This window comes from Pseudomonas sp. GW821-FHT07G06 (assembly GCF_058986625.1).
The window spans coordinates 286,250-310,231 of record NZ_JBYSVW010000008.1 but is presented as its reverse complement, the minus strand read 5'-3'; the positions used below and the strand labels follow the sequence as shown (position 1 = coordinate 310,231).

At 58.9% G+C, this 23,982-nt stretch carries 12 protein-coding genes; 10 read left to right on the top strand and 2 right to left on the bottom strand.

Annotation, left to right across the window (positions count from 1 at the left end; translation table 11 throughout):
- Positions 1-88 precede the first annotated feature (88 nt).
- From AC3WJW_RS16085 to AC3WJW_RS16045, 9 genes are all read left to right on the top strand, one after another.
- A complete protein-coding gene (locus AC3WJW_RS16085) occupies positions 89-3,691 on the top strand; it encodes a Tc toxin subunit A (protein WP_493726666.1) in 3,603 nt (1,200 codons plus the stop codon).
- 9 nt (positions 3,692-3,700) lie between these two features.
- Complete coding sequence (locus tag AC3WJW_RS16080) at positions 3,701-8,575, top strand: Tc toxin subunit A-related protein (RefSeq protein ID WP_493726665.1); 4,875 nt, start codon at positions 3,701-3,703, stop codon at positions 8,573-8,575.
- Positions 8,572-13,209 carry a SpvB/TcaC N-terminal domain-containing protein gene (locus AC3WJW_RS16075; protein WP_493726664.1) on the top strand — a complete coding sequence of 1,546 codons (4,638 nt, stop codon included), beginning with the start codon at positions 8,572-8,574 and terminating at the stop codon, positions 13,207-13,209. Before AC3WJW_RS16080 ends, AC3WJW_RS16075 begins: the two co-directional genes overlap by 4 nt.
- On the top strand, positions 13,206-15,926 hold the full coding sequence (locus AC3WJW_RS16070; RefSeq protein WP_493726663.1) for an RHS repeat domain-containing protein: 2,721 nt from the start codon (positions 13,206-13,208) through the stop codon (positions 15,924-15,926). The genes AC3WJW_RS16075 and AC3WJW_RS16070 overlap by 4 nt, the downstream gene beginning before the upstream one ends.
- Positions 15,927-16,025: 99 nt before the next feature.
- Positions 16,026-17,792 carry a sensor histidine kinase gene (locus tag AC3WJW_RS16065; RefSeq protein ID WP_493726662.1) on the top strand — a complete coding sequence of 589 codons (1,767 nt, stop codon included), beginning with the start codon at positions 16,026-16,028 and terminating at the stop codon, positions 17,790-17,792.
- Positions 17,786-19,120, top strand: coding sequence for a sigma-54-dependent transcriptional regulator (locus AC3WJW_RS16060; RefSeq protein WP_493726661.1), 1,335 nt, complete (start codon positions 17,786-17,788; stop codon positions 19,118-19,120). Before AC3WJW_RS16065 ends, AC3WJW_RS16060 begins: the two co-directional genes overlap by 7 nt.
- 298 nt (positions 19,121-19,418) lie before the next feature.
- Positions 19,419-20,738, top strand: coding sequence for an MFS transporter (locus tag AC3WJW_RS16055; RefSeq protein WP_493726660.1), 1,320 nt, complete (start codon positions 19,419-19,421; stop codon positions 20,736-20,738).
- 224 nt (positions 20,739-20,962) lie between these two features.
- Positions 20,963-21,154 (top strand): hypothetical protein, encoded by a 192-nt coding sequence (locus AC3WJW_RS16050; RefSeq protein WP_218482116.1) that lies wholly within the window; start codon positions 20,963-20,965, stop codon positions 21,152-21,154.
- Between the two features lie 197 nt (positions 21,155-21,351).
- Complete coding sequence (locus AC3WJW_RS16045) at positions 21,352-21,981, top strand: flavin reductase family protein (RefSeq protein ID WP_095965424.1); 630 nt, start codon at positions 21,352-21,354, stop codon at positions 21,979-21,981.
- Here AC3WJW_RS16045 and AC3WJW_RS16040 read toward each other — a convergent pair whose 3' ends face one another.
- Both AC3WJW_RS16040 and AC3WJW_RS16035 read right to left on the bottom strand, forming a co-directional pair.
- A complete protein-coding gene (locus AC3WJW_RS16040; RefSeq protein WP_102698409.1) occupies positions 21,982-22,212 on the bottom strand; it encodes a hypothetical protein in 231 nt (76 codons plus the stop codon). It abuts the gene before it with no gap.
- A gap of 41 nt (positions 22,213-22,253) precedes the next feature.
- A complete protein-coding gene (locus AC3WJW_RS16035) occupies positions 22,254-22,607 on the bottom strand; it encodes a putative quinol monooxygenase (protein WP_116581086.1) in 354 nt (117 codons plus the stop codon).
- Positions 22,608-22,968: 361 nt separating this feature from the next.
- Here AC3WJW_RS16035 and AC3WJW_RS16030 point away from each other — a divergent pair, with 361 nt between their 5' ends.
- A complete protein-coding gene (locus AC3WJW_RS16030) occupies positions 22,969-23,898 on the top strand; it encodes an AraC family transcriptional regulator (protein WP_493726659.1) in 930 nt (309 codons plus the stop codon).
- Positions 23,899-23,982 lie beyond the last annotated feature (84 nt).

Genomic DNA, 23,982 nt, shown 5'->3' with positions numbered 1-23,982 from the left:
CAGGTTACATATCGCACATTTATCACTAGTTTGATCCTGCCGGGCACTCAACGAATGCCCGTTACTTTCTGGCAGGAGAACCATTGAAATGACCGTCGAAAAAAACGCCCTGATGAATGCGCTCGTCGCAGCGGACGGCTCGCCGAAAAAAGGTCGGAGCGATTTCGCGACGGCCATGCAGAAGATGGGGTTCGCGTCGGTCTTCGACATTGTTCGCCTGTCCCGATCCGGGTTCGCCCGCCAACTCGCCGTTTTCAGCGATGCGAACGCCGAACTGGCCTATGACAATGCCATGGGTTACGCGGCCCTGATTGCCCGTCTGTATCGCGAGTACAAAACCTCCTCGGGCAAGTTTCAGCACCTGGCCCAACGCAGTGGTGTGCACTCACTGACGAAGCTGGGGCCAACCTTTCGCAATGAGTTCAACGAAAACTGGGACGAGTTCTGCAAGGTCGGGGCCATTGCCGCCATCGATTCACCGGTGGCCTACCTCAGCGAGCTGCGAAGATTTGTCCAGCAGCTGGAAGAAACCAGCACGGACCCCAAACGCATTTTGCTGGACAAGCGCCGCCCGGACTTGAAGAACTTGCTGATTACCCTGGAGAGCACCTTCACCCCTCGCCCCATGCTGGAAATCGTCAACGATGTGCTCACCCATAACCTGGAGAATTATCTGAGCAAGGTGGACGCCGATAAAAACAAGCCCATTTATCAGGTCCTGAGCGAGCGTCGCTACCCATTTACATTGCCGTACAACTTTTATCACCAGCAATGCGCAGTGGGACTTAAGGGCAACAAACCAAAACTGGGGGAACTAAATTACCGGGTCAGTCTGCTTCTGCCAATTGCCCAGAACGCCAGCAACGATTACGGCAAGGTACAACAGCCGGTGCTGCAGGCGCAGCGGCTGTTGTCCGGGTTGAGTCCGCAGCAACAAAGTTTGCTGACCGAAGCCTCACCGTTCAGCAACTTTTATCTAACGCGCAGCGATTTGAGTAACGGCTGGAAGAGCCACGGTAACACTTACCTCAGCCCCCACAAGCCATTGGGAACTTGCTTTTTAGTGCCATTGGGTCAACCGGACGTTGGCGTCGTTGACCCTGAGGCGGATAAACCAACCTCCACAGTACCGGGTACGAACAAAGCTCCGTTTACCTTTAGCAAAACAGGTCAATCTGTATCTCATACAGTGACACTGGATCTGAACTCCAGCGCACCTGGCCGTCCAGATCTCTGGATGCTTAATCTTTTGCATTCAGCATCGGGGCAGACTCACACATCGTCCCTCAAAGCGAATGCAGCGCTTCCCGAACCCACAGAAGCAGGTTATGCCGCAACGTTCGACCTGCTCACTGCTACCGGCACTGCTTCCCCTCCGGAAGTGCTCGCCAGACAACGCTTCACCCTCACATTAGACGAGCATTACCAGCCCACGGAAACGGAATCGAACCACTTCACAAAGGCCTATGGCGTTGCCATCACAGACTCCGAACCTGCGTTCCTGGCGGACCTTGACAACTTCATGAAACGCACCGGCCTGCACGCCGAACAGGTTGAAATGCTCCTGGCACAACGTGCGTATGCGGTTCGTGTATCACCCAACTGTCCAAGCACAAACCCGCAACACGATGGTGGGATTCCGTCCCTCCAGGATTTGTCATTCCCCCACGCCAATCACTACGGCGCCTGCTACGTAAACGGAACCGGCTCCGGCCTGTACGACAGCGAATCCCCAACTACGGCTGACTCGATCATCCGCGACCAATTCGACAACGCCATGGATCTGGTGCAAGTCAAAACAGTCGACCCAGAAACAAAAAAAGAAACAACAACCTGGCACCTGACCAAGACTTCGCTCAATCGCTTTGATCGCCTGCAACGGATGATTCGCCTGCAGCGCTGGACCGGCATTCCCTTCGCGAAACTTGACACCCTGATCATCAGCGCAATCCGGGCCGAGGGCGAAGAAAACCTGGGGATGGAACTCAACGAGAACACCTTGCGCGCACTCGGCGTTTATCGCCATCTCAACCAGCGCCATGGCATCGACCCCCAGGAGTTCGCCGCGCTGATGCACGACCTCACGCCCTATGCCAGCGGCAAGGACGAAGTGCCGCTGTTCGATCAAATATTCAACCGGGTGCAACTGTTCGACACACCGTTGGTTCTCGATCAATCGGCACTGGACCTGGACAGCCCAACATCCGCAAACCAGAAGACACTGCTGCAACTGTGTGCCGGTCTCGGCTTGCAACCGACCAATGACTCGCTGCTGCTGATCGCCGCAGAAACAAAAACAGCGCTGAGCGAACTCAAGCGCGACTTGCCAACGGTCTCGTCACTTTTCCGCCAGGCCCGGATCGCCCAGTTGTTTGGTTTGCCGGTGGCCGACCTGTTGACGCTTGCGAACCTGCTGGGCGGCGCGCGCTACAAAAAGGCATTGGCCAACGGCCGCCTCAAGCTCCCAAGCGAACCAAACACCGCAGATATCCTTGATGTGCTGATGCAACTGGACTGGGCCGTCGATTGGCTCAAGGACAGCCAGCAGACCGTGGCCCAATTGAAACAGCGACTAGGGCCGAATATCCCGGTGGCATTATCCGAAAACAGCGAGGGCGAGGAACAAACGGTCGATCCCCTGGCTGAGGAACAACCGCTGTCCGATGACCAACTCAAGCGTTTGAATACCTTGCACGAGGACACGGTACGCAGCGTTGTGACCGAACAAGATGTCACGTCTCTTGGGCTGCCCACCCACAATGATGCGGCGGCTCCCATCAACTGGTTCACGCTGCTCAAACAGTCGTTGCTCGATGCCGATGGCCTGTTGCCGGGGCTCGACCGGCCGCTCACGGTGGTCGACGAGCCACACACCTGGCTCAAGGCCGACATCGACAAACTGGTCAACACGCTGAATTTGGCCCCCGCCGTCAAAGATATCTGCAAACAAAAACTGCTGGGGCTGCTGCTTGATGCCCATGATCGACAAACACAACTACTGGAAGCGTTGTTCCAGGAAACCGCAAAACTGCCACCGGAGCTAAGTAACGCCGTCATTCACTGGGCCCATTCTTCGGTCTACAGCATCCTTGCGGACGCGCTTTCTCAGGACGCAGGTCTGTTGATCGAGCATTTCCAGCGCGTATCACGACACGCCGAAATAGCGCTGCAACTGCGCTTGAGCAACAGCGCGACTCGTCTGTTTGTCATCAACCCGCAATGGTTGGGTGACGATCAGTATTCAGGAAGCAACAGCGAGCCCTCCCTTTCGGACCTCTACCTGTTCGAACGCTTCAGCCATTGGCTGCATGCCCAGCGTGAACCCGAAGACACCTTGCTGAGCTACTTCAGCCTCGCCAATCCGGCCGCGGCAAAACTGAAGAACAAAGCCCTGCGCCAGGTTGCTGCCGAAACGGCCAATAGTGCATTGGCCCGACTGCTGGAATGGCCTGAAAAAGAAATCGAAGTACTCACCGCCACCCTGCCCGAAAAACGTGCCAAGTCAATGGCACAGGTCGACTGGGTACGTCGCTGCCACGCAACTTGCCAAGCCAGCGGACTGTCCGCCAAGGCCTTGCTGCAAGCCACCGGACTCAACGACCAGAGCAACCTGGATGCGTGGAAGTCCGTCGGTGATGCCGTCATGGCCGCCCACAACATCACTGCTCACTCATCACTTGCGAGTGTTTAAGGAACAATCATGACGACTGAAATCGACGCGCAACTCAACGAATCCGTGCGTGACGCCATGCTCGCGATGTATCTGCACGAAGGTATGACCAAAGATGAGTACCTGATCGATCAAGGCCTTGTGGGCCTCATCGAGACCCCCAACGACCTCTATGAGTATTGGCTGCTGGATGTACTTGTCAGCCAGAACGTGCCCACCAGCCCGGTGGCCTGCGCCATTGCCAGCCTGCAACAGCTGATCAACAGCATGGTGCTGAACATGGAGCCCGGTTACGGTGATAACAGCCTGAGACCTGAGCAACTGAACACCTGGCGCAATGGGCTCAGTCGCTACCCGATATGGGCCGCAATCCAGCAGCTACACCATTTTCCCGACATCTACCTGGACCCGACCCTGCGTCTGACCAAGACCGACAGCTTCAAGCAACTGGAAAACGACATCAATCAGGCGCAGATCCAGCCGGATACCGTGCAGACCGCCGTGCTGGCCTACCTGGCACGTTTCGAGGAAGTGGCCAATCTGAAAATCTGCAATGGCTACATCGAAAGAACAGACTTCGCCAACAGCACCTATTACTTCATCGCCAAGTCACCTGCCGAAAACGCCTACTACTGGCGTGCACTGGATATGCGTCAACGCCCGCAAATAGCACCCGCGACAGAGCCAGGCGGATTCGTGCCCAAGTACGACAAACCCCTGCCCAGTGCCTGGACGGACTGGAGCAGAGCCAATGTTCCGATTTCGGAAAAAGCCCTGGAACACACGATCCGCCCCTGCTGGTTCAACAATCGGCTGTTCGTAGTCTGGGCGGAAGTGGAGTATCAGGATCCCGATGCCCTCTCGCCGGACTCTTTTGGGGGAAAAGCGGAAAACAGTGTCAAGACTCATCCATTGTTCCGTTTGTACGGGAGCTACAAAAAGTACGATGACAGCTGGAGTACGCCCCGGATCTACATCGAAAACTATTGCCTGACCCCTGCCCTGATCGCCAAAACGCCAGAGGAAATTGAAAGGGAAACCCAGACTATTGCGGTGTACGACCACTCGACCTCGCCTGAGTCGATGTTTATCGCGCTGTATTCCCGCTATCAGCCAAACCCGACAGACACTACGGGTGGTAGTGACAAGTACGACTTTTTAAGAACGGCTCGTATCGACAAAAACTTGAATGTGACCTCGCTGTTTCCGTCGTATGGCGTCGTACCCAATATCCCGCAGGGGGCGGCCACTTCCGTGCCGCAGGACGACGAAAAAACCAAGGCTCATGTACTGCTGATCGGCTACATTTTCGCCAATGCCAACAGGAACGCGCAGCGTTTCCAATACTGGCTTCCATCCAGCACTCTGCTTTTCGGCGACGTAACGCCTGCCGTTCCCACGGATAACAAAAACACCTGGGACTTCAGAGACTGGCAGAAACGAATCAGGCCTAGCGAAAAAAACGTTGATCTTGTTTACAACCGTACCCAGTCCAATATCGAACTGACGGTAAGACTGGATGAAGGTTTCACTGACGAAAAAATTATCACAGTGTCCATCTTCGACAGAGGAACGCCCACACTCGAACTGTTCAAGTTGAAGTTGGTATTCAGTGAGTCCAGTTTACAAAATGAACGATATACGCTGAATCCAGGCTCAACGATCACACCTACCGGTACCGATTGGCTTGACCAGTCAAATGCTCAGTACTCTTTCACAACCAATAAGGGATGGGAAAACCTGATCATAGAAAGCGGTGGTGGTGGCGATAAATTCTCATTGCCCGCCACAAAAAAAGGTGACCCTGCTTCGCTCGCGGGAAAACGCCTGTACAAACACATGCTGGAAGATATTTTCAGCTCTCCAAAAAACTTCCTGACAGAGTGCCGACGCTATACCAACAAGACCGAAAAGTTGTTCCTGCATAAGGAGGTGGAGCACGAAACCTTCGGCCAGTATTTTTATCAGCTATTCGTCGCACACCCTTTGGATGTCAAATCCACCACATACCCAAAAGAATTCAAAGATATGCGTACGCTGCACACGTCCGCGATCTTCAGCAGCCTGGCCAAGGATGCCACGCTGAGTTATGCATTCTCGATCGACCAGAACACTCACCAGGCCGAGGGTTGGCCAGTGGACTGGCCCGAAGAGCCTAAGGAGGTACAAATTCCGCTGATTTACGGCGTACTGGTCTATGAGAAGGACAATCCATTCTTGCCTCTCGGTACACTGAAGGGCGGCGCACTTAAAGCATTAAAAGTGGGTTGGGGTGAGCAACTCGAATCAGATGTCTTGGTAACCCCGAGCATCAACAGCCTGACAGACCCGTCAGTGGGGGACAGCCCCTCTCTGGGCAAGGCGCAGTTCATCGATTTCACCGGTTCAAGCATCCAGTACAGTGATGGTACGAAGCCTAAAACGATGTATCGGGCGCCCATTCGCATGAACACCACCTTTGCCAGGCATCTGATCGAGAGTGCCGAAGATGGCATGGAGTCCCTGCTGAGCTGGAATACCCAGCACATGAAAGAGCCACCCATTCCCAATGGGCTCGGCGCGGAGCCGATGGACTTCTCGGGCGCTTACTACCTGTACTTCCTCGAACTGTTCCTGTACCTGCCCTGGCTGGTGGCTTACCGGCTCAATGAAGAACAACAGTACGAAGAAGCCAAGCGCTGGCTGGCGTTTGTGTTCGATCCCTCGCGCCAAAGCGGTCATTCGGGACATCCGGGTTACTGGCACTCGGTGCCACTTGAAGAGCCTGTGTGGCCAGGCCCGGCGGACCCCAGCCAGGCCATTCTGTACCCGGACGATCCGCATCAGATTGCGCTCAGTTTCCCGGTGCATTTTCGCAAAGCGCTATACGGCCTCTATATCGATATCGAGAGCAACCAGGCAGACGCGGCCTACCGGGAACTGACCCCGGACGGGCTGGCAGAAGCCAAGCTGCGTTATGTGCACATCCTGGATTTGCTGGGCTCGCGTCCGGACGTGCAGCAAGTCGACGACTGGGAGCCCGTTGACCTGGCGACATTGAGCACTGCGCAAAACCTGGATCTGCGTGAGTTTGAGCAACAGCTGATCGACCTTCAACAGCAGCTTGCAGACCACCCGCCGCTGCGGATTGGCAAAGCCCCGGCCTCAGAGGTTGCACCGCTGCTGTGCCTGCGGCCTTACTCGGCAGATCCCTCGGTGCCCGGAGTCGACAATCCATTCCTGCGCCGCCCCTTCAACCCTGAGCTGATCCAGCGCTGGGAACGGGCCGAAAGCCGTCTGTACAACCTGCGGCACAATCTGGACATGGCTGGCAACGCCTTGAACCTGCCGCTGTTTGCGCCACCACTGGACCCACGGGCGCTGCTGGCCGCCTGGGGTCAAGGGTTGTCAGGGGCGGCACTCAACCGCCTGCTGAGCCCGCAAATTCCGCACTATCGCTTCAGTTTCATGTTTGCTCTTGCGCAGAACGCGGTGGACAGCGTGATGCAATTCGGCTCGACCTTGTTGTCGTTAATCGAGCGTAAAGAGCAGGCGCAATACCTGGAACTGCAACAGCAACAAGCCTGGAACCTGGCGAAGGTGGCTGTCGACATTCAGGTCCAGGCCGGAAAGATCGATGAAAAAAACAAGGAAGCGCTGCTGGCGAGTCAGGCAATAGCTGCCGGACGGCTCGCCTATTACGAAAAGTTGTTAACAGATGGGTTGACTAGCGAAGAAGTGAGTATGGGCGAAAACTTGCTGAAAGCACGCGTCTCGGAAATCGCGGCAGGCGTTTGTTCCACTCTCGGTGAACTCGCAAAATTAATACCGAATATGTATGGGGCTGCTAGTGGTGGTGCGCGCTATGAAGGTTTACCTAACGCAGCAGCCAGCATTGCTTACATTGACAGTAAAAATCGCTCTGGTATCGCCGAAACTTTCGCCCGGTCAGGTCAATACCACCGCCGCGCCCAGGAATGGACCCAGGCCCGTGACCAAGCAAAACTCGAAGCCGAGCAAATCAAGGCTCAACTGGAAGTCTTCGAGGCACAACACACCGCCACTCAACTGCAACTGCGCCAAGCGCAAACCGCACTGAACCAGGCCAAGGTCACTCACGACTTCCTGCTGAGCAACAACCGCTTCAGCAAGTCCCAGACCTACGACTGGCTCAACAGCAAGTTCGCCAGTTTCTACTACACCGCCTTCAACACCGCGCAGTCCCTGTGCCAGGCCGCCGAAGCCTGCTGGCAATACGAAATGGGCAACTTCAGCCAGAGCTTTATCCGCGCCGGAGCCTGGAACAGCAGTTACCGCGGCCTGGGTGCCGGGGAAGAGCTGAAAATGAGCCTGCAGCAGATGTACCGTGAATACGTGCAAAACAACAGGCGCGATCTGGAGATCCGTAAAACCATTTCGCTGGCAGGCCTCAAGGCCAAGGACCCCGCATCGACGATCAACAAGACCTGGGGGGAGATCACGGATGCTCTGACGAACAGTGGTACCTGCGAATTCGAATTGACACAGAAAATGTTCGACGACGATTACGCCGGACAGAAGCACTACCTGCGGCGCATCAAAACCATCAGCGTATCCCTGCCGGTCACCATCGGGCCCTATGAAGACATCCGCGCAGTCCTGAGCCAGAGCTACAGCAAGGTTGAAATGCTCCCCGCTGTCGGCACCGCGAAAGAGAACCTGAGAGCCAGTCAGCAGATTGCCCTCTCCCATGGCGTCGACGACAACGGTCAGTTCCAGCTCAACTTCCAGGACGAACGCTATCTGCCATTCGAATACACCGGGGCGGTTTCACGCTGGACCCTGACATTCCCCAATTCGGATGCGCAGAAGGCAATGCTCGAGTCTCTGACCGACATCATCATTCATGTCTCTTACACCGCCAGATCCACCGGAGGCTTGCAATGAACGAACAAACGCAATCCCCCCTGGAAATCAATGCGCCCTCCTTGCCCAAAGGCGGCGGTGCCATCCAGAGCATCGGCAAGGGCTGGGGCGGTGTGGGCACCACCGGTGCCGCATCACTGCAGTTACCCCTGCCGATCAGCAAGGCCCCCAACCGCGACCTGGTCCCGGCCCTGGGCCTGGGTTACAGCAGCGATGTCGGCAACAGTCCGTTCGGCATCGGCTGGCACCTGACCACCAACGCCATCACCCTGCGCACCACCAAGGGCGTGCCAAAGTATGAAGGCAACGATCAGGTGGTCGGCCCCGGCGGTGACGTGTGGATGCCCGAGAGGAGTGATGACGGCCAGATCATTTCCAAAGTAGTGAACAAGCACCGCGTCGTGCGGCATTGGCCACGGGTCGAAGGCGGGTTTGATCTGATTGAGCACTGGACCAGATTTTTCGATCCGGACGAAGAGGAGGACGCTCCGGACCATCCTGATTACAACCCCGCCGGTTTTTGGCTGATCCATGGCGCCGACGGCAGCCTGCACTGCTACGGCAAAACCGAGGCCTCGCGCCGGGCCGATCCCGATGACAAAAGCCATGTCGGGGTCTGGTTGATCGACGAAAGCCTGAACTTGCGCGGCGAGCACGTTGTATACGAATACAAGGCTGAAACCGACGCCCCCGTCGCTCCGCAATTTCGCGATTACCGTTCCCAACGCTACCTGCACAAGGTTCTGTACGGCAATGCCCAGGCATCCGCCGACCTGTACTCCTGGCGTGATGATGGCTGGAAAAATGTGCAATGGCATTTCCATTTGGTGTTCGACTACGGCGAACGCAACGCCGACCTGACGCAAGTTCCGACCTACGAGCCCACCGGCGAATGGCAGGTGCGCAGCGATCCGTTCTGGAACTATGCCTACGGCTTCGAGTTGGGTAACCGGCGCCTGTGCCGTCAGGTCCTGATGTTTCATCAGTTCACCGAAGAGCTGGGTAACGATCCAGTGCTGGTCCAGCGCCTGCTGCTCGAACATCGCCCGAGCGCGCTGGGCTACAACCACCTGACCGCCGCGCACATCCAGGCCTATGACAATCAGGGGCAGATGGAAAGTCGCCCGCCCATGGAGTTTTTCTACAACCCGTTTGAGCTCGATCCGCAGCGCGAGGGTTACAGCGAGTTCCCCCAGATGCCGGGGCTCAATGACGGCCAGCGTTATCAACTGGTGGACTTGTATGGCGAAGGCATTCCGGGCGTGCTGCTGCGCAGTGACAAGGCCTGGTACTACCGCGAGCCGCTGCGTGCCGGCAGTGGCGGCAATGACGTGAACTATGGCGACTGGGCGTTATTGCCCGGCATTCCCGTGGCCGATAGCAGCAAACCGATTCGCCAGTCATTGAGCGACCTGACCGGCGACGGCAAGCTCGACTGGGTGATTGCCCGTCCGGGCATGTCCGGGTTCTTCACCCTCAACCCGGACCGAAGCTGGTCGAACTTCGTGGCTTATGCTGCGTTTCCCTCGGAGTTTTTTCATCCCGATGCGCAATTGGCTGACCTGGTGGGTGACGGTCTGACGGATCTGGCGTTGATCGGGCCACGCAGCGTGCGCCTGTATTCAAGCCGTCGTGCTGTCGGGTTCAGCCAAGGGGCCAACGTCCCTCACGACGACGACTCGCTGCCCCTGTTGAGCAGTGCCCAGACCGAACTGGTGGCTTTCAGCGATCCACTGGGCAGCGCGACACAACACTTGATTCGCATCCGCCATAACGAAGTCAAATGCTGGCCGAATCTGGGGCATGGAAAATTCGGCAAAGGTTTCGTCCTTTGCGAGCTGAAATTCACCTATGCCGAGTTCGATTCGTCGCGGGTGCGCCTGGCGGACCTGGACGGCTCGGGCGCGGTTGACCTGATCTACCTGGAGTCCGACGGTTTCCGGGTCTACATGAATCACGCCGGCGAAGGCTTCGACGCAGACTATGTAAAAATGCCATGGCCCCAAGGCGTGCGTTACGACCGCTTCTGCCAGGTGAGCATCGCCGACCTCAACGGGCTGGGTTGTTCCAGCCTGATCCTCACCGTGCCCCACATGAAACCCCAGCACTGGCGCTACGATTTCGTCAGCGCCAAACCCTATCTGGTCAATGCCAGCAACAACAACATGGGCGCCGTGACGGGGGTGAGTTACCGCAGTTCGGCGCAGGAATGGCTGGACGAAAAAGCCGAGCTAATCGCCGCCGGCAAAGCCCCGGTTTCGCACCTGCCGTTCGCCATGCACCTGGTCAGCCAGCAGACCCAACTGGATGAAATCACCGGCAACCGACTGACCCAGGGCTTCACCTATCGCCAGGGTTTCTACGACAGTTTCGAGCGTGAGTTCCGCGGTTTTGGCTTGCTGCTGCAAACCGATACCGAAGCCTCGGCGGCTGAACGCTCGAGCCTGGGTTTCACCGCGCCGATCCTGAGCAAAACCTGGTTTCACACCGGCCGCGCCATCGACATGCACGACGACGGTTTTTACACCGGTGATGCAGAGGCGGTGCCGTTGCAGCCGACGCTGCTGCACGAGTATCACCTCAGCGATGCGGCGGGACGCGTGATCGATCCCGATGAAGACCTTGCCCGCGAGATGGCCCGAACCCTGAGCGGCTCGGTGTTGCGTGGAGAGGTTTTTGCCGCCGACGATGATCCCGAAACGGCCGTGCCCTACAGCGTGCAGGAGAACCGCTTCCTCATTCGCCAGTTGCGCCCCAAAGGCAAACATCAGCCCTATGCCGTGTTGCAGTTACTGGCGCTGGAAAACATCGCTTACCAGTACGAACCCCAGGTGGCGGACGACCCGCTGGTCCAGCACACACTCAATCTGCAGTGGGACAAGTTCGGCGGCCTCACTCACGGTTTCGTCGTGCACTACGCCCGGCGCAAAACCGACAAGGACAGCCCGCCCTTCGCCGTCAACGCGCCTAGCGACGAAAGCGATGAAGACTACGAAAACAGATGGTGGCTGGACGCCCATGACGACGCGCAACAATGCTGGTATCTGACCGAGGCCAAGGCCGAGTATTGCCATCTGGAAGCCCCTGATGGCTGGCGTCTGGGCATTCCTTATCGTCAGCGCAGCAATGCGCTGGTGCTGAAAAAGGACGAACTCAAGCCTGTCGACATCCACCACTCTAACTTCCTTGAGTGGGCCCATGAGGACGGCGCCTGGGCAGCCAAAGCGGTGTTGACCGGTTTGTCGCTGCAGCGGTATCTGGATCCGGAGAAAGGCGAACTGCTGCCCCCGGACAAACTGATCTTCACTGCCCTGCCCGGCTATCAGGAAACCGCCGAGCTGGATGCCACCGCCCTGAGCGCCTACGACAAGCTCAAGGACGAAAATGGCAACATGCCGTTCAACCTTAAGGAGAAACTCGAGTCGAAGGAAGTCGGTTACCACATCATGGACCTGTTCTTGCCGACGGTTCACGCCAGTGAACTCACGGACCCGACCGACGCGAAAAACTACCTGTGGTCAGTGCGTAAAAGCTTCCCTGTGTATCACGACCTGGCGGGGTTCTATAACGTCGAAAAATTCCAGCAGACCAAGAGCCACGGCATCACCTCAGTCGAGTATGACAAGCACTGGTGCCTGAGCACCGCCGTCACGCTGCCGGATGGCTGCACCACACGCATCCTCGGTGTCGACTACCGATCCTTCCTGCCTGCACGCATCCAGGACCCCAATCAAAACACCCAGGAGGCCCGCTACAACGCGTTCGGCGAAGTGCTGGTGACCAGCTTCTACGGTACGGAGCTGGGCGTCGAGGTCGGTTTTTATCCACTGAGCGATTACCAGCCACCGGAGGACCGCACACCGGCAGGCGCCATCGCCGACAAGAAAACAGCCATCGACAACTACGCCACGGCCACCTTCTCCGCCCCCTTCAGCTGGATGGGCGAAGTGCCCCCGACCGCTTACGCGCCTTGGTTGAAATGGGCCCGCGCCGAAGGGTTTGTATTGCCCGACGGCCATCTCTGCGGCCGGGCGCGCGTGCATCTCGAGGGGTTGCAAAACCCTACTGCGGACGAGCAACGGCTCCGGCAATACGTCAATGATGCTCATCGTGAACCCGTGCATGTGGTCACCTTGCAGGCCGACCGCTATCCCGGCGACCCAGAGCTGCAAATCCGCGCGGCCATCGCCTGCTGGGACGGCTTCGGCCGTTCCCTGCAAACCAAGCAAGAGGTCGAACCCGGCATGGCGTGGTGGGTGGACGAGAATGGCCAACTGACACTCGACAAATACGGCCGGCCCAAGGAAGCAGAGGCCGCCCGGCGCTGGCGGGTCAGCGAGAGGGTCGAGTACAACAACAAGGGCGAAACGGTGCGCATCTATCGTCCTTACTTCGCCAACACGTACCGCTACATCAATGACAAGGCGATACGTGAAGCCGGGTATCACGACCAGCAGTTCTACGACGCCGCCGGCCGGCCGACACACACCGTGCTGGCGAAAGAAATGAAGCAAGGATCCCCACCAGTATTCAAACCATTGCGCCGTGAACAGCGGTATCGCACCTGGTACACCATCGCGTTCGATGAAAACGATCTGTTTGATCCGCCCAAACCCGTAGAGGAAATACCAGAGATCAACAGGACACTGCATTGAACCCGCACATTCATCGGCATACGCCCCGGTTAGCGGTTATCGACAACCGGGGCCTGCCCGTACGTCAAGTGGTCTACTGGCGGCGCGGTGACAGCCCACCTGAGCCACGGGTGAATGTCCGTCATCACGACCACGCCGGACGGTTGGCGGCACAGCGTGACCCGCGCTTTCTGGCGCCCACGTCCCGGCCGAACGTGAGCAACATCTACAACCTCTCGGGAGCCGTGCTGTTTACCGACAGTCGCGACGCCGGTTGGCGCCTGGGGTTGCCGGGCGCCGCCGGTCAGCAACAGGAATATTGGGATGGTCGAGGCAGTTACTGGATAAACGAGTATGACGATCAACGACGGCCCACCGCGATCCATGAACAAACCTGCGGGACACCTCTACGCACCGTCGAACGCCTGACCTATGCCGACAATTCGGCTGAGTTCGCCGAGCGCAACCAGTGCGGGAGTTTGATCCGCCACGACGATTCGACCGGTACCGTTTGGCTTCGACAGATCGCCCTGAATGGCGGACTGGTCTGCCAGACCCGGCGTTTCCTGCCGGATCTGGCCGAAGTGTCCGCCAATTGGCCTGCGAACGAGGCGGAGCGCGACCTGTTGTTGCAACCGGGCGAAGGCTATACCAGCGAATCCAGGTACGGTCCGTCAGGCGAAGTGTTGAAGCAGATGGATGCCGGCGGACATTTACAACAATTCAACTTCGACCGCGCCGGGCAACTGCAACGCATCGACCTGACGCTCAAGGGCCAGGCATCACAGCCTTTGCTCAGCGCCGCCGACTACAACGCCGCAGGACAACTGCTCACTCAGGTTGCCGGCAACAAGGTCACCAGCGTTGCCAGCTACCAGCCTGAAAACGGCCGACTGGAATGCCTGACCACGACCACCTCGACACACCGGCGCCTGCAGGAGATGCGTTACGAATACGACCCGGTCGGCAACATCCTCCAGCTCATGGATCACACACAGGCAGACAGCTATTTCGACAATCAGCGCGTGACTGGCGAGAACACCTACACCTACGACAGCCTCTACCAACTGACCAGCGCCAAGGGTCGTGAAACGGCGGGTGCTGGACAGACACCGGGATTACCAGAACTGAACATCCCCAGCCCCATCGACCCCGCCCGCTTACTCAACTACACCGAACATTACGACTACGACCCTGGCGGCAACCGGACCTTGCTCCGTCATCAAAGTGATAAAAATCCGTTCAGGCGCCACATGTACGTCGATCCCCAGAGCAACCGGGCCTTGCCATGGAACGAGGGTGAGGACGTTCCCGACTTCAGCCGTCACTTCGATGCAAACGGCAACCTGCAATACCTGGCGTCAGACGCCCAACCGATGACCTGGGATGCGCGCAACCAGTTGCACAGCGTCATCAACGTCCAGCGTTCAACCGGTATCAATGACGGTGAATGGTATCGCTACAGCGCTTCTGGAGAGCGGGTCGTCAAGTTCAGCACCCGACAGGCCCGCACTGTGACCCATCAAGAGGTTGTCCACTATCTCCCGGGCCTGGAAGTGCGCACCGCCGATGAACGCGAAGCGCTGCAGGTTGTTCAGGTTCAACTGGCCCGTGGCAGCGTGCGGTGCCTGCATTGGGTCAAGGGGCCACCGGACGGTATCGATAACGATCAACTGCGCTACAGCATCGATGATCACCTGGGCTCCAGCTGCCTGGAGCTGGATCAACAGGCCGACGTCATCAGTCACGAGGGCTACTACCCCTATGGTGGTACGGCCTGGTGGGCTGCACGCTCGAAGATCGATGCCGATTACAAGACCATTCGGTATTCGGGTAAGGAGCGGGATGCCAGCGGGCTTTATTACTATGGCGCCCGGTATTACGCGGGGTGGTTGGGGCGGTGGATAAATCCGGATCCGATTGGCTCGAATAACGGTCTGAACTTGTATCGGTTCTGTGGAAATAACCCTATCTGCCGGATCGATCCTGATGGGCGTATGTGGCAGCCATACGATGATAAATTCCTGGACGAATTTGTAATGATCGAACCTGACTTGAGGGCTGCCTATGGTCTGCCACCGATTGACTTGCGGCGCTCGGATCAAGACGTTGATGAATCAATGGATTATCAAGGCTCGCCCGAAAGTGATCATCCAGCAAGTGAGCCCAGCCCGGACTCTGCAAATAGCCTTGCCAGCCAACCTGCGCCAACCGATGACCAAAATGCGGTGCTAGAGATTCTGAATGCAGACCCCTATCAACCTGCTCACTACTGGAACAACAGCAACCTTCTGGAAAGAACCGATTTTGGCGGCAAGGTCTACCGTGCAGACCGCCGTGGCCCTGAAGAGGTACTACGGCATGGATTCAAAGCTTCGGATGAATTCACTGCGGTTAGCAAAATGATCCGCGATGATGCCTTGATTGTTGCAGAGACACTCGATGGAGCACTGTTTTATGCAGCCCAAGAGCAGCGCCCATATTACTTTTATGAAATCGATGCCACTAACGTAAGCGGCGTTTCCCTACTTGAAAACATGGTGTTGAATAACTCGATAATGGTTGAACATCTCAATGCAAATCCAGATAACAGCCCGTCTGACCAGACCGGGCTAGCCAACAGAATGCATGAAGCACACCTGAACTATGATGATCTGAGCAACTCCGGGAGCTCGGTAGTTTCGTTGGGGAAACTGACAGATGAACTCGAACAGATGAGACGAAACATAAACCGTTGAAAGCTCAAGGTATCCACCCGAGCGCAGTGAGATGAAATCTGGCGCAAGATAGTCCGCATGCTATCTTGCGCCTCCTATCTTTTGTCCGATTTACGTTCGATGCTCCCGACCTCCAGATCCCTGCGCCTGGCGCTCTACACCTTGCTCATCATCGCCGGCGCCGCCATCGCCGCGACCTTGGCCATGCGCCACGCCGTGCGCCAGTCAATGGTCGAAGACGCCGCCCGCGCCAATCAGCAATTGGCGCTGTACGCCACGTCACTGCATACCCTGATCGAACGTTACCGCGCCCTGCCCGCCGTGCTGGCGCTGGACCCGGAGTTGCGCTCGGCGCTCAAGGGGGCGGTGAGCCAAGGGCAGCAGGATGCGTTGAACCGCAAACTGGAAAAGATCAACGGCGCCGCCGAGTCCTCGACCCTGGAATTGCTCGATCGCACCGGCCTCGCCGTGGCGGCGAGCAACTGGCGTTTGCCCAGCAGTTATGTCGGCCACAACTACGGTTTCCGTCCCTATTTCAACCAGACCCGCACCCAGGGCACCGGGCGTTTTTACGCGGTAGGCGTGACCAGCGGGATTCCCGGCTACTTCCTCTCCAGCGCGGTCAGCGATGACGACGGGCAGTTCCTCGGCGCCATGGTGGTGAAACTGGAGTTTCCCGAACTGGAACGCGAGTGGCGCCAGGGCAGCGACACGCTGTTGGTCAGCGACGCACGCGGGATCATCTTCATCGCCAACCAGCCGGGCTGGCGCTATCGCCTGCTCAAGCCGCTGAGCGACAGCGATCACGCCGAACTCAAGGCCACCCGCCAGTACGACAAGCAGCCGCTGACGCCGCTGGAGTTTCAATCGTTGCGGCGTTTCGACGACAACAGTGACCTGGCTCGGGTCGATGGCCCGGACGGCAAGGCGGATTACCTGTGGGAATCCCTGCCGCTGAGTGCCGAGGGCTGGACCCTGCATCTGCTGCGGCGCCCGCAAGTGGCCTTCGAAGACAGCCGCAATGCCGCCCTCGCTGCGGCCGGCTTGTGGCTGACCCTGGTGTTCCTGCTGCTGTTTCTCAATCAGCGCTGGCGCCTGGCCAAGCTGCGCCAGCGCAGCCGTGAAGAACTCGAACGACTGGTGGAAGAGCGTACCCGCGACCTGCGCACCGCCCAGGAGGGCCTGGTGCAGTCGGCCAAACTCGCGGCGCTGGGGCAGATGTCCGCCGCCCTGGCCCATGAGATCAACCAGCCGCTCACCGCCCAGCGCATGCAGCTGGCGACCTTGCGCCTGCTGCTCGACCACGGCCGGGTCGACGACGCCTACAAGGCGCTCAAACCGGTGGATGAAATGCTTACGCGCATGGCCGCCCTCACCGGCCACCTGAAAACCTTCGCCCGCAAAAGCCCCAGCGGTTTGCGCGAACGCCTGGACCTGGCGGCGGTGGTGGACCAGTCGCTGCAACTGCTCGACACCCGGCTGCGCGACGAACAGGTCAGCACCGTGTTGCACCTGACCCGCCCGGCCTGGGTGCGCGGCGATGCGATTCGCCTGGAACAGGTGCTGATCAACCTGCTGCGCAACGCCCTCGATGCGATGCAGGACAAACCTTGCAAACGCCTGGAAATCCGCCTCGAAGCCGACGAACAATTGTGGCGCCTGAGCGTGATCGACAACGGTGGCGGTATCGCCGAAGAGAACCTGCCCAAGGTGTTCGATCCGTTCTTCACCACCAAACCGGTGGGCGATGGCCTGGGCATCGGTTTGGCCGTATCGTTCGCCATCGTTCACGAATCCGGCGGGCGCTTGAGCGCCGACAATCATGACAAGGGTGCCGTGTTTACCGTGACCCTGCCCATCGACCTGGAGGTGCATGAACCATGCTGAACTCAGTGATGGTGGTCGACGACGAAAGCAGCATCCGCAGTGCCGTCGAGCAATGGTTGAGCCTGTCGGGTTTCGAGGTGCAATTGTTCAGCCGCGCCGACGAGTGCCTGGCGCAATTGCCCAGACACTTTGCCGGGGTGATTCTCAGCGATGTGCGCATGCCCGGCATGACCGGCCTGGAACTGCTGGCCGAGGTGCAACGCCGGGATGCCGATTTGCCGGTGATCCTGTTGACCGGCCACGGCGACGTACCGATGGCCGTCGAGGCCATGCGCGACGGCGCCTACGATTTCCTCGAGAAACCCTTCAGCCCGGAAACCCTGCTCGGCAGCCTGCGCCGCGCCCTCGACAAACGCCGGCTGGTGCTGGAAAACCGCGCACTGCATGAGCAGGCGGACAACCGCGCCAAACTGGATGCCACGCTGCTCGGCGTATCCCGGGGCTTGCAGACCCTGCGCCGGCAGGTGCTGGACCTGGCAGCCCTGCCGGTGAACGTGCTGATTCGCGGGGAAACCGGTAGTGGCAAGGAACTGGTCGCACGCTGCCTGCATGACTTCGGGTCGCGAGCCGACAAGCCCTTTGTCGCTCTTAATTGCGCGGCCATCCCCGAGCAGCTGTTCGAGGCCGAACTGTTCGGTCACGAGAGCGGTGCGTTCACCGGGGCGTCCGGCAAGCGCATCGGCAAACTCGAATACGCCGACGGTGGCACGCTGTTTCTCGATGAAATCGAAAGCATGCCGCTGGCCCAGCAGGTGAAATTGCTGCGGGTGCTGCAAGAGCAGAAGCTTGAGCGACTGGGCTCGAACCAGAGCATTCGCGTGGATTTGCGCATCATTGCCGCGACCAAGCCGGACCTGCTCGACGAGGCTCGGGCCGGGCGCTTTCGTGAAGACCTGGCCTATCGTCTGAACGTTGCCGAGTTGCGTTTGCCGCCGTTGCGCGACCGGCGCGAGGACATCCCGTTGCTCTACGAGTCGTTTGCCCGCAACGCTGCCGAACGCCTGGGCCGGACCTTGGCGCCGCTGAGCGGTCCGCAGTTGAGCCATCTATTGAGCCACGACTGGCCGGGCAATGTGCGCGAACTGGCGAACGTTGCCGAGCGTCAGGTATTGGGGCTCGGTGAGCCGGAGCCCTTGGGTATCGAGCCCGGCCAGTCACTGGCGGCGCAGCAGGAAGCGTTCGAAGCGCAATGCCTGCGTGCCGCATTGACCCGGCACAAGGGCGATGTGAAAGCAGTGCTCGAAGAACTGCAACTGCCGCGCCGGACCTTCAATGAAAAGATGCAGCGGCATGGGTTGAGCCGGGAGATGTTCCTGCAAGAGACCTGAGTTTGCAGTGTCTGTCCTGGCCCCATCGCGAGCAAGCTCGCTCCCACAGTGGATCTGTGTACGCCGAACATTGTGGGAGCGAGCTTGCTCGCGATGAGGCCAGCAAAGTCAGTACAAACACACCGCCAGATGAGCAACTTTCCGCTCACCACCACCCGCAGATAAGCGGATTTCCGCTCACCAAAACACCACCACCCCTCTAAACCGGCCCTCTCCTCCTTGGCACAGCTCCTGCTATATCCCTCGCAGGCTGCGTTTAAACGCGCTCCACAAAAACAATTAAACGAAGGATCCTTCAATGGATAACTCCAACTCCCTGCCGCTTGGGTCGGCTGCCGTGCCGGCCAAAGAAAGAACCACGTCCAGCCGCATCAAATCGATCTTCAGCGGTTCCGTCGGCAACATGGTCGAGTGGTACGACTGGTACGTCTACGCCGCCTTCTCCCTGTACTTCGCCAAGACGTTCTTCCCCAAGGGCGACACCACCGCCCAACTGCTCAACACCGCCGCGATCTTCGCCGTGGGCTTCCTGATGCGTCCGATCGGTGGCTGGCTGATGGGGCTGTATGCCGACAAGGTCGGGCGCAAAAAGGCCCTGATGGCCTCGGTGTACCTGATGTGCTTCGGCTCGCTGCTGATCGCCCTGAGCCCGAGTTATGAAGTCATCGGCATCGGTGCGCCGATCCTGCTGGTGTTCGCGCGCTTGCTGCAAGGCCTGTCGGTGGGTGGCGAATACGGCACCTCCGCCACTTACCTCAGCGAAATGGCGACCAAGGAACGTCGCGGCTTCTACTCCAGCTTCCAGTACGTGACCCTGATCTCCGGCCAACTCATCGCCCTGGCGGTGTTGATCGTGCTGCAACAATTGCTGACTACCGAAGAGCTCTACGCCTGGGGCTGGCGCATCCCGTTCGCCATCGGCGCGCTGTGTGCCGTGGTGGCGTTGTACCTGCGTCGCGGCATGGAAGAGACCGAGTCGTTCACCAAGAAGGAAAAGGCCAAGGAAAGCGCGATGCGCACCTTGATGCGTCACCCCAAGGAACTGTTGACCGTGGTCGGCCTGACCATGGGCGGTACCCTGGCGTTCTACACCTACACCACCTACATGCAGAAATACCTGGTGAACACCGTCGGCATGAGCATTTCCGACTCCACCACCATTTCCGCCGCTACGCTGTTTCTGTTCATGTGCCTGCAACCGATCGTCGGCGGGCTGTCGGATAAAATCGGTCGCCGGCCGATCCTGATTGCCTTCGGCATCCTGGGTACGCTGTTCACCGTGCCGATCCTGACTGCCCTGCACACCATCACCACCTGGTGGGGCGCGTTCTTCCTGATCATGGCGGCGCTGATCATCGTCAGCGGCTACACCTCGATCAACGCCGTGGTGAAAGCCGAACTGTTCCCGACCGAAATCCGCGCCCTGGGCGTGGGCCTGCCGTACGCACTGACCGTTTCGATCTTCGGCGGCACCGCTGAATACATCGCACTGTGGTTCAAGAGCATCGGCATGGAGACGGGTTACTACTGGTACGTGACCGCGTGTATTGCCGTGTCGTTGCTGGTGTACATCACCATGAAAGACACCCGTAAACATTCGCGGATCGTCACCGACTGATCGCCAACCGGCGCTCACTGCAACGGTGAGCGCCAAGGCCCTTCGCGGACGGTTTCGCGAAGGGCACCATTCGTCTCCCCCTCCACCAGGATAATCATCGGTTAATGCACCGGCAGCAGCCTGCAGCTGAGTGCATCCAGATCGACAGGACGCACGTATATCCGTTACAGGCCTCGAAGGAGTGCCTGAACGTACCCATAGCGAACGTACCTGGAGTACCTGCCATGAAAACCCGATTGATCCTTGCCCTGACCCTTTCCGTGCTGGCTGCCAATGCCTTTGCAGCCGACGGCTACGACAAGACCGGTTCGGCCTCCTACGGCTCCGGCACCAGCGCGGCCATCGAACACGCCCATTCGGGCACCTATGCCGCCGATGGCTTCGATAAAACCGGCAGCGCAGAAGCTATCGGCTGAATGTGGAGGGAAATTCACAGACCGGCTTCGGCCCGGCTTCGGCCGGGCTTAGTCGTTTTTGGAGGAACACAAAGTCTGGTAATCACATAAAACCTGTGGGAGCGATCTAATCATTTCAAGTACTGAATCCGACTGGAAATCCGCGGCGCGTGCTTGCACCATGCACGTCTCCCCGCAAGCTCTGGAAATCCCACCTGATGCCCGACGATATCCACTTCTACGAACCCGCCAACGGCCACGGCCTGCCCCACGATCCGTTCAACGCCATCGTCGGCCCGCGCCCCATCGGCTGGATCTCTTCACAGGATGCCGAGGGCCGCTTGAACCTCGCGCCCTACAGCTTCTTCAACGCCTTCAACTACATCCCGCCGATCATTGGTTTTTCCAGCGTCGGACGCAAAGACAGCCTGAACAACATCGAACAAACCGGCGAATTCGCCTGGAACCTGGCCACCCGTCCGCTGGCCGAGCAGATGAACCAGAGCAGCGCCATGGTCAGGCCTGAGGTCAACGAATTCGAACTGGCCGGCCTGACAACTGTTGCCTCGAAGGTCATTCAGGTACCACGGGTGGCCGAAAGCCCGGTGTCCTTCGAGTGCAAGGTCACGCAGATCATTCAGTTGCAGCGGGCGGACGGCAATGTGGTGCCGAGCTGGCTGATCCTCGGCGAAGTGGTCGCCGTGCATATCGCCAAATGGCTGTTGAAGGACGGGGTATACGACACCGCCGCGGCAGAACCGATTCTGCGCGGCGGCGGGCCGGCGGATTATTTCCAGCTGGGACCTGAGGCGTTGTTCAAGATGTACCGCCCGGGGGCGGTGAAGTGATCACCAGAGCAGGTCGGTGTTTTCCTTGACGTCCTTGAGGCGGGTCAGCTCCCTGGCGGCCGCATCATCGGCCTCGTGGGCCGTCTTGAAGGTCTGGCCTTCCAGCACTTTGTGAAACCGCGGGGCGCCGGCACCACCCAGCGCTTTGACGGCGATAGCGGCGTGGTAGCCGCCCTCGCCCGGTACTACAGCGGAAACAGCTTCGAAGTGATCAAAGGCTTTACGTGCCATGTCGCGAATCCTGGCTGGTTGAGAATGCCGTCATTAAACCCTCAACCGGCCAGTTTGTGTACCGTCAGTCCGGACTGACCGAGGGCCTGCGCCGCCGACACCTCCTTGAACGTGTGGAAATCCAGACTGTTGACCACCAGCTCCTGCACCAACTCGGCAAAAATCTCCATCGCCGGCGTGCTGAAGTACGCGGTCATGGCCTGTTGATCGCTCCAGAAACCGGACACCAGCCACAGTTCCGGATCGCACTGCGAATGCTGCAAGGCGAAGCTCAGGCAGCCAGGCGCTGTGCGGGACGGTTCGATCAGGGCGCTGAGGCGCACACCGAGTTCCGCCGAGCGCCCGGCTCGCGCCCGGACGAAGGCCATATGACTGACGGGGATCTGCTTGGACATGTTCAACCCTCCCGGGGAGTCGCGTGGCAGCCGTGGGACGGGCTGCGACAGGATCAAAGGTTAAGGGCCACTGCCCGGGTGCCGTTAGTCGATTCCTGCCGGTGCATTGCACGATCCTGCGAAACTTCCTGTAGGAGCTGCCGAAGGCTGCGATCTTTTGATCTTGAAAACGAAATCAAAAGATCGCAGCCTTCGGCAGCTCCTACAGGGGTGGTGGGAGGCAGGGACTGCCTGTGATGCGCTGGCTTGAAGTCACCTCAGGCAGAATCAGGCAAGCATCCGGCAGAATGTGTCTACCGCTGCCACTTGCACAAACATATGCTCTGCTCCATTCCCTCCATGCCTGCCGAGGATGCCGCGCATGACGTCGCTCGATCACTTTCAAGCCCCGCTGGACACCGACATGGAAAAGCAGCGCGCGGAACTGGCGGCGATCATCCGCCGCAACACCGCCGAAGATGGCAGTTATGCCACGGCCATCGCCTCACTGTTCATGTCCCGCCATAGCCAGTCCCACGAGTTTGCCCCGGTGCTCGCGCAACCGGCACTGTGCATCATGGCCCAGGGGCGCAAGGAAGTTCAGTTGGCCAACGAGTACTTCAATTACGACCCGTTGAATTACCTGGTGGTCTCGGTCTCGATGCCGCTCAGTGGACGGGTGGTGGATGTCTCGGCCGAGGAACCGATCCTGGCCCTGCGCCTGGACATCGATCCGGCGGAAATCACCGCGCTGATCGCCGACGCCGGCCCCCTCGGCGTGCCCACCCGGCCGACCGGGCGCGGGCTGTATGTCGAGCGGCTCGATACGGCCATGCTGGATGCCGTGCTGCGCCTGGCACGGCTACTGGACACGCCGAAAGACATCGCCATGCTCGCGCCGCTGATTCGCCGGGAGATTCTCTATCGCCTGTTGCGCAGCAAACAGGGGCATCGGCTGTACGAAATCGCCATCGCCAACAGTCAGAGCCATCGCGTCAGCCAGGCGATCAAATGGCTCAATGGCCATTTCGAACAGCCGCTGCGCATCGATGATCTGGCGAAGGAGGTGAACCTGAGCGTGTCGACCCTGCATCACCGCTTCAAGGCGATGACGGCGATGAGTCCGTTGCAGTATCAGAAGCAGTTGCGCCTGCAGGAAGCACGGCGGTTGATGCTGGCCGAAGGGCTGGAAGCTTCGGCGGCGGGGTATCGCGTAGGGTATGAAAGTCCGTCGCAGTTCAGCCGGGAGTACAGCCGGTTGTTCGGGGCGCCGCCGTTGCGGGATCTGGCGCGGTTGCGGTTGTCAGTCTGATCCAGAACTTGTGTTGGTAGTGCCGACCTCTTCGCGAGCAGGCTCGCTCCCACAGGGTCCAGCGTACACCGTCCAATGTGGGAG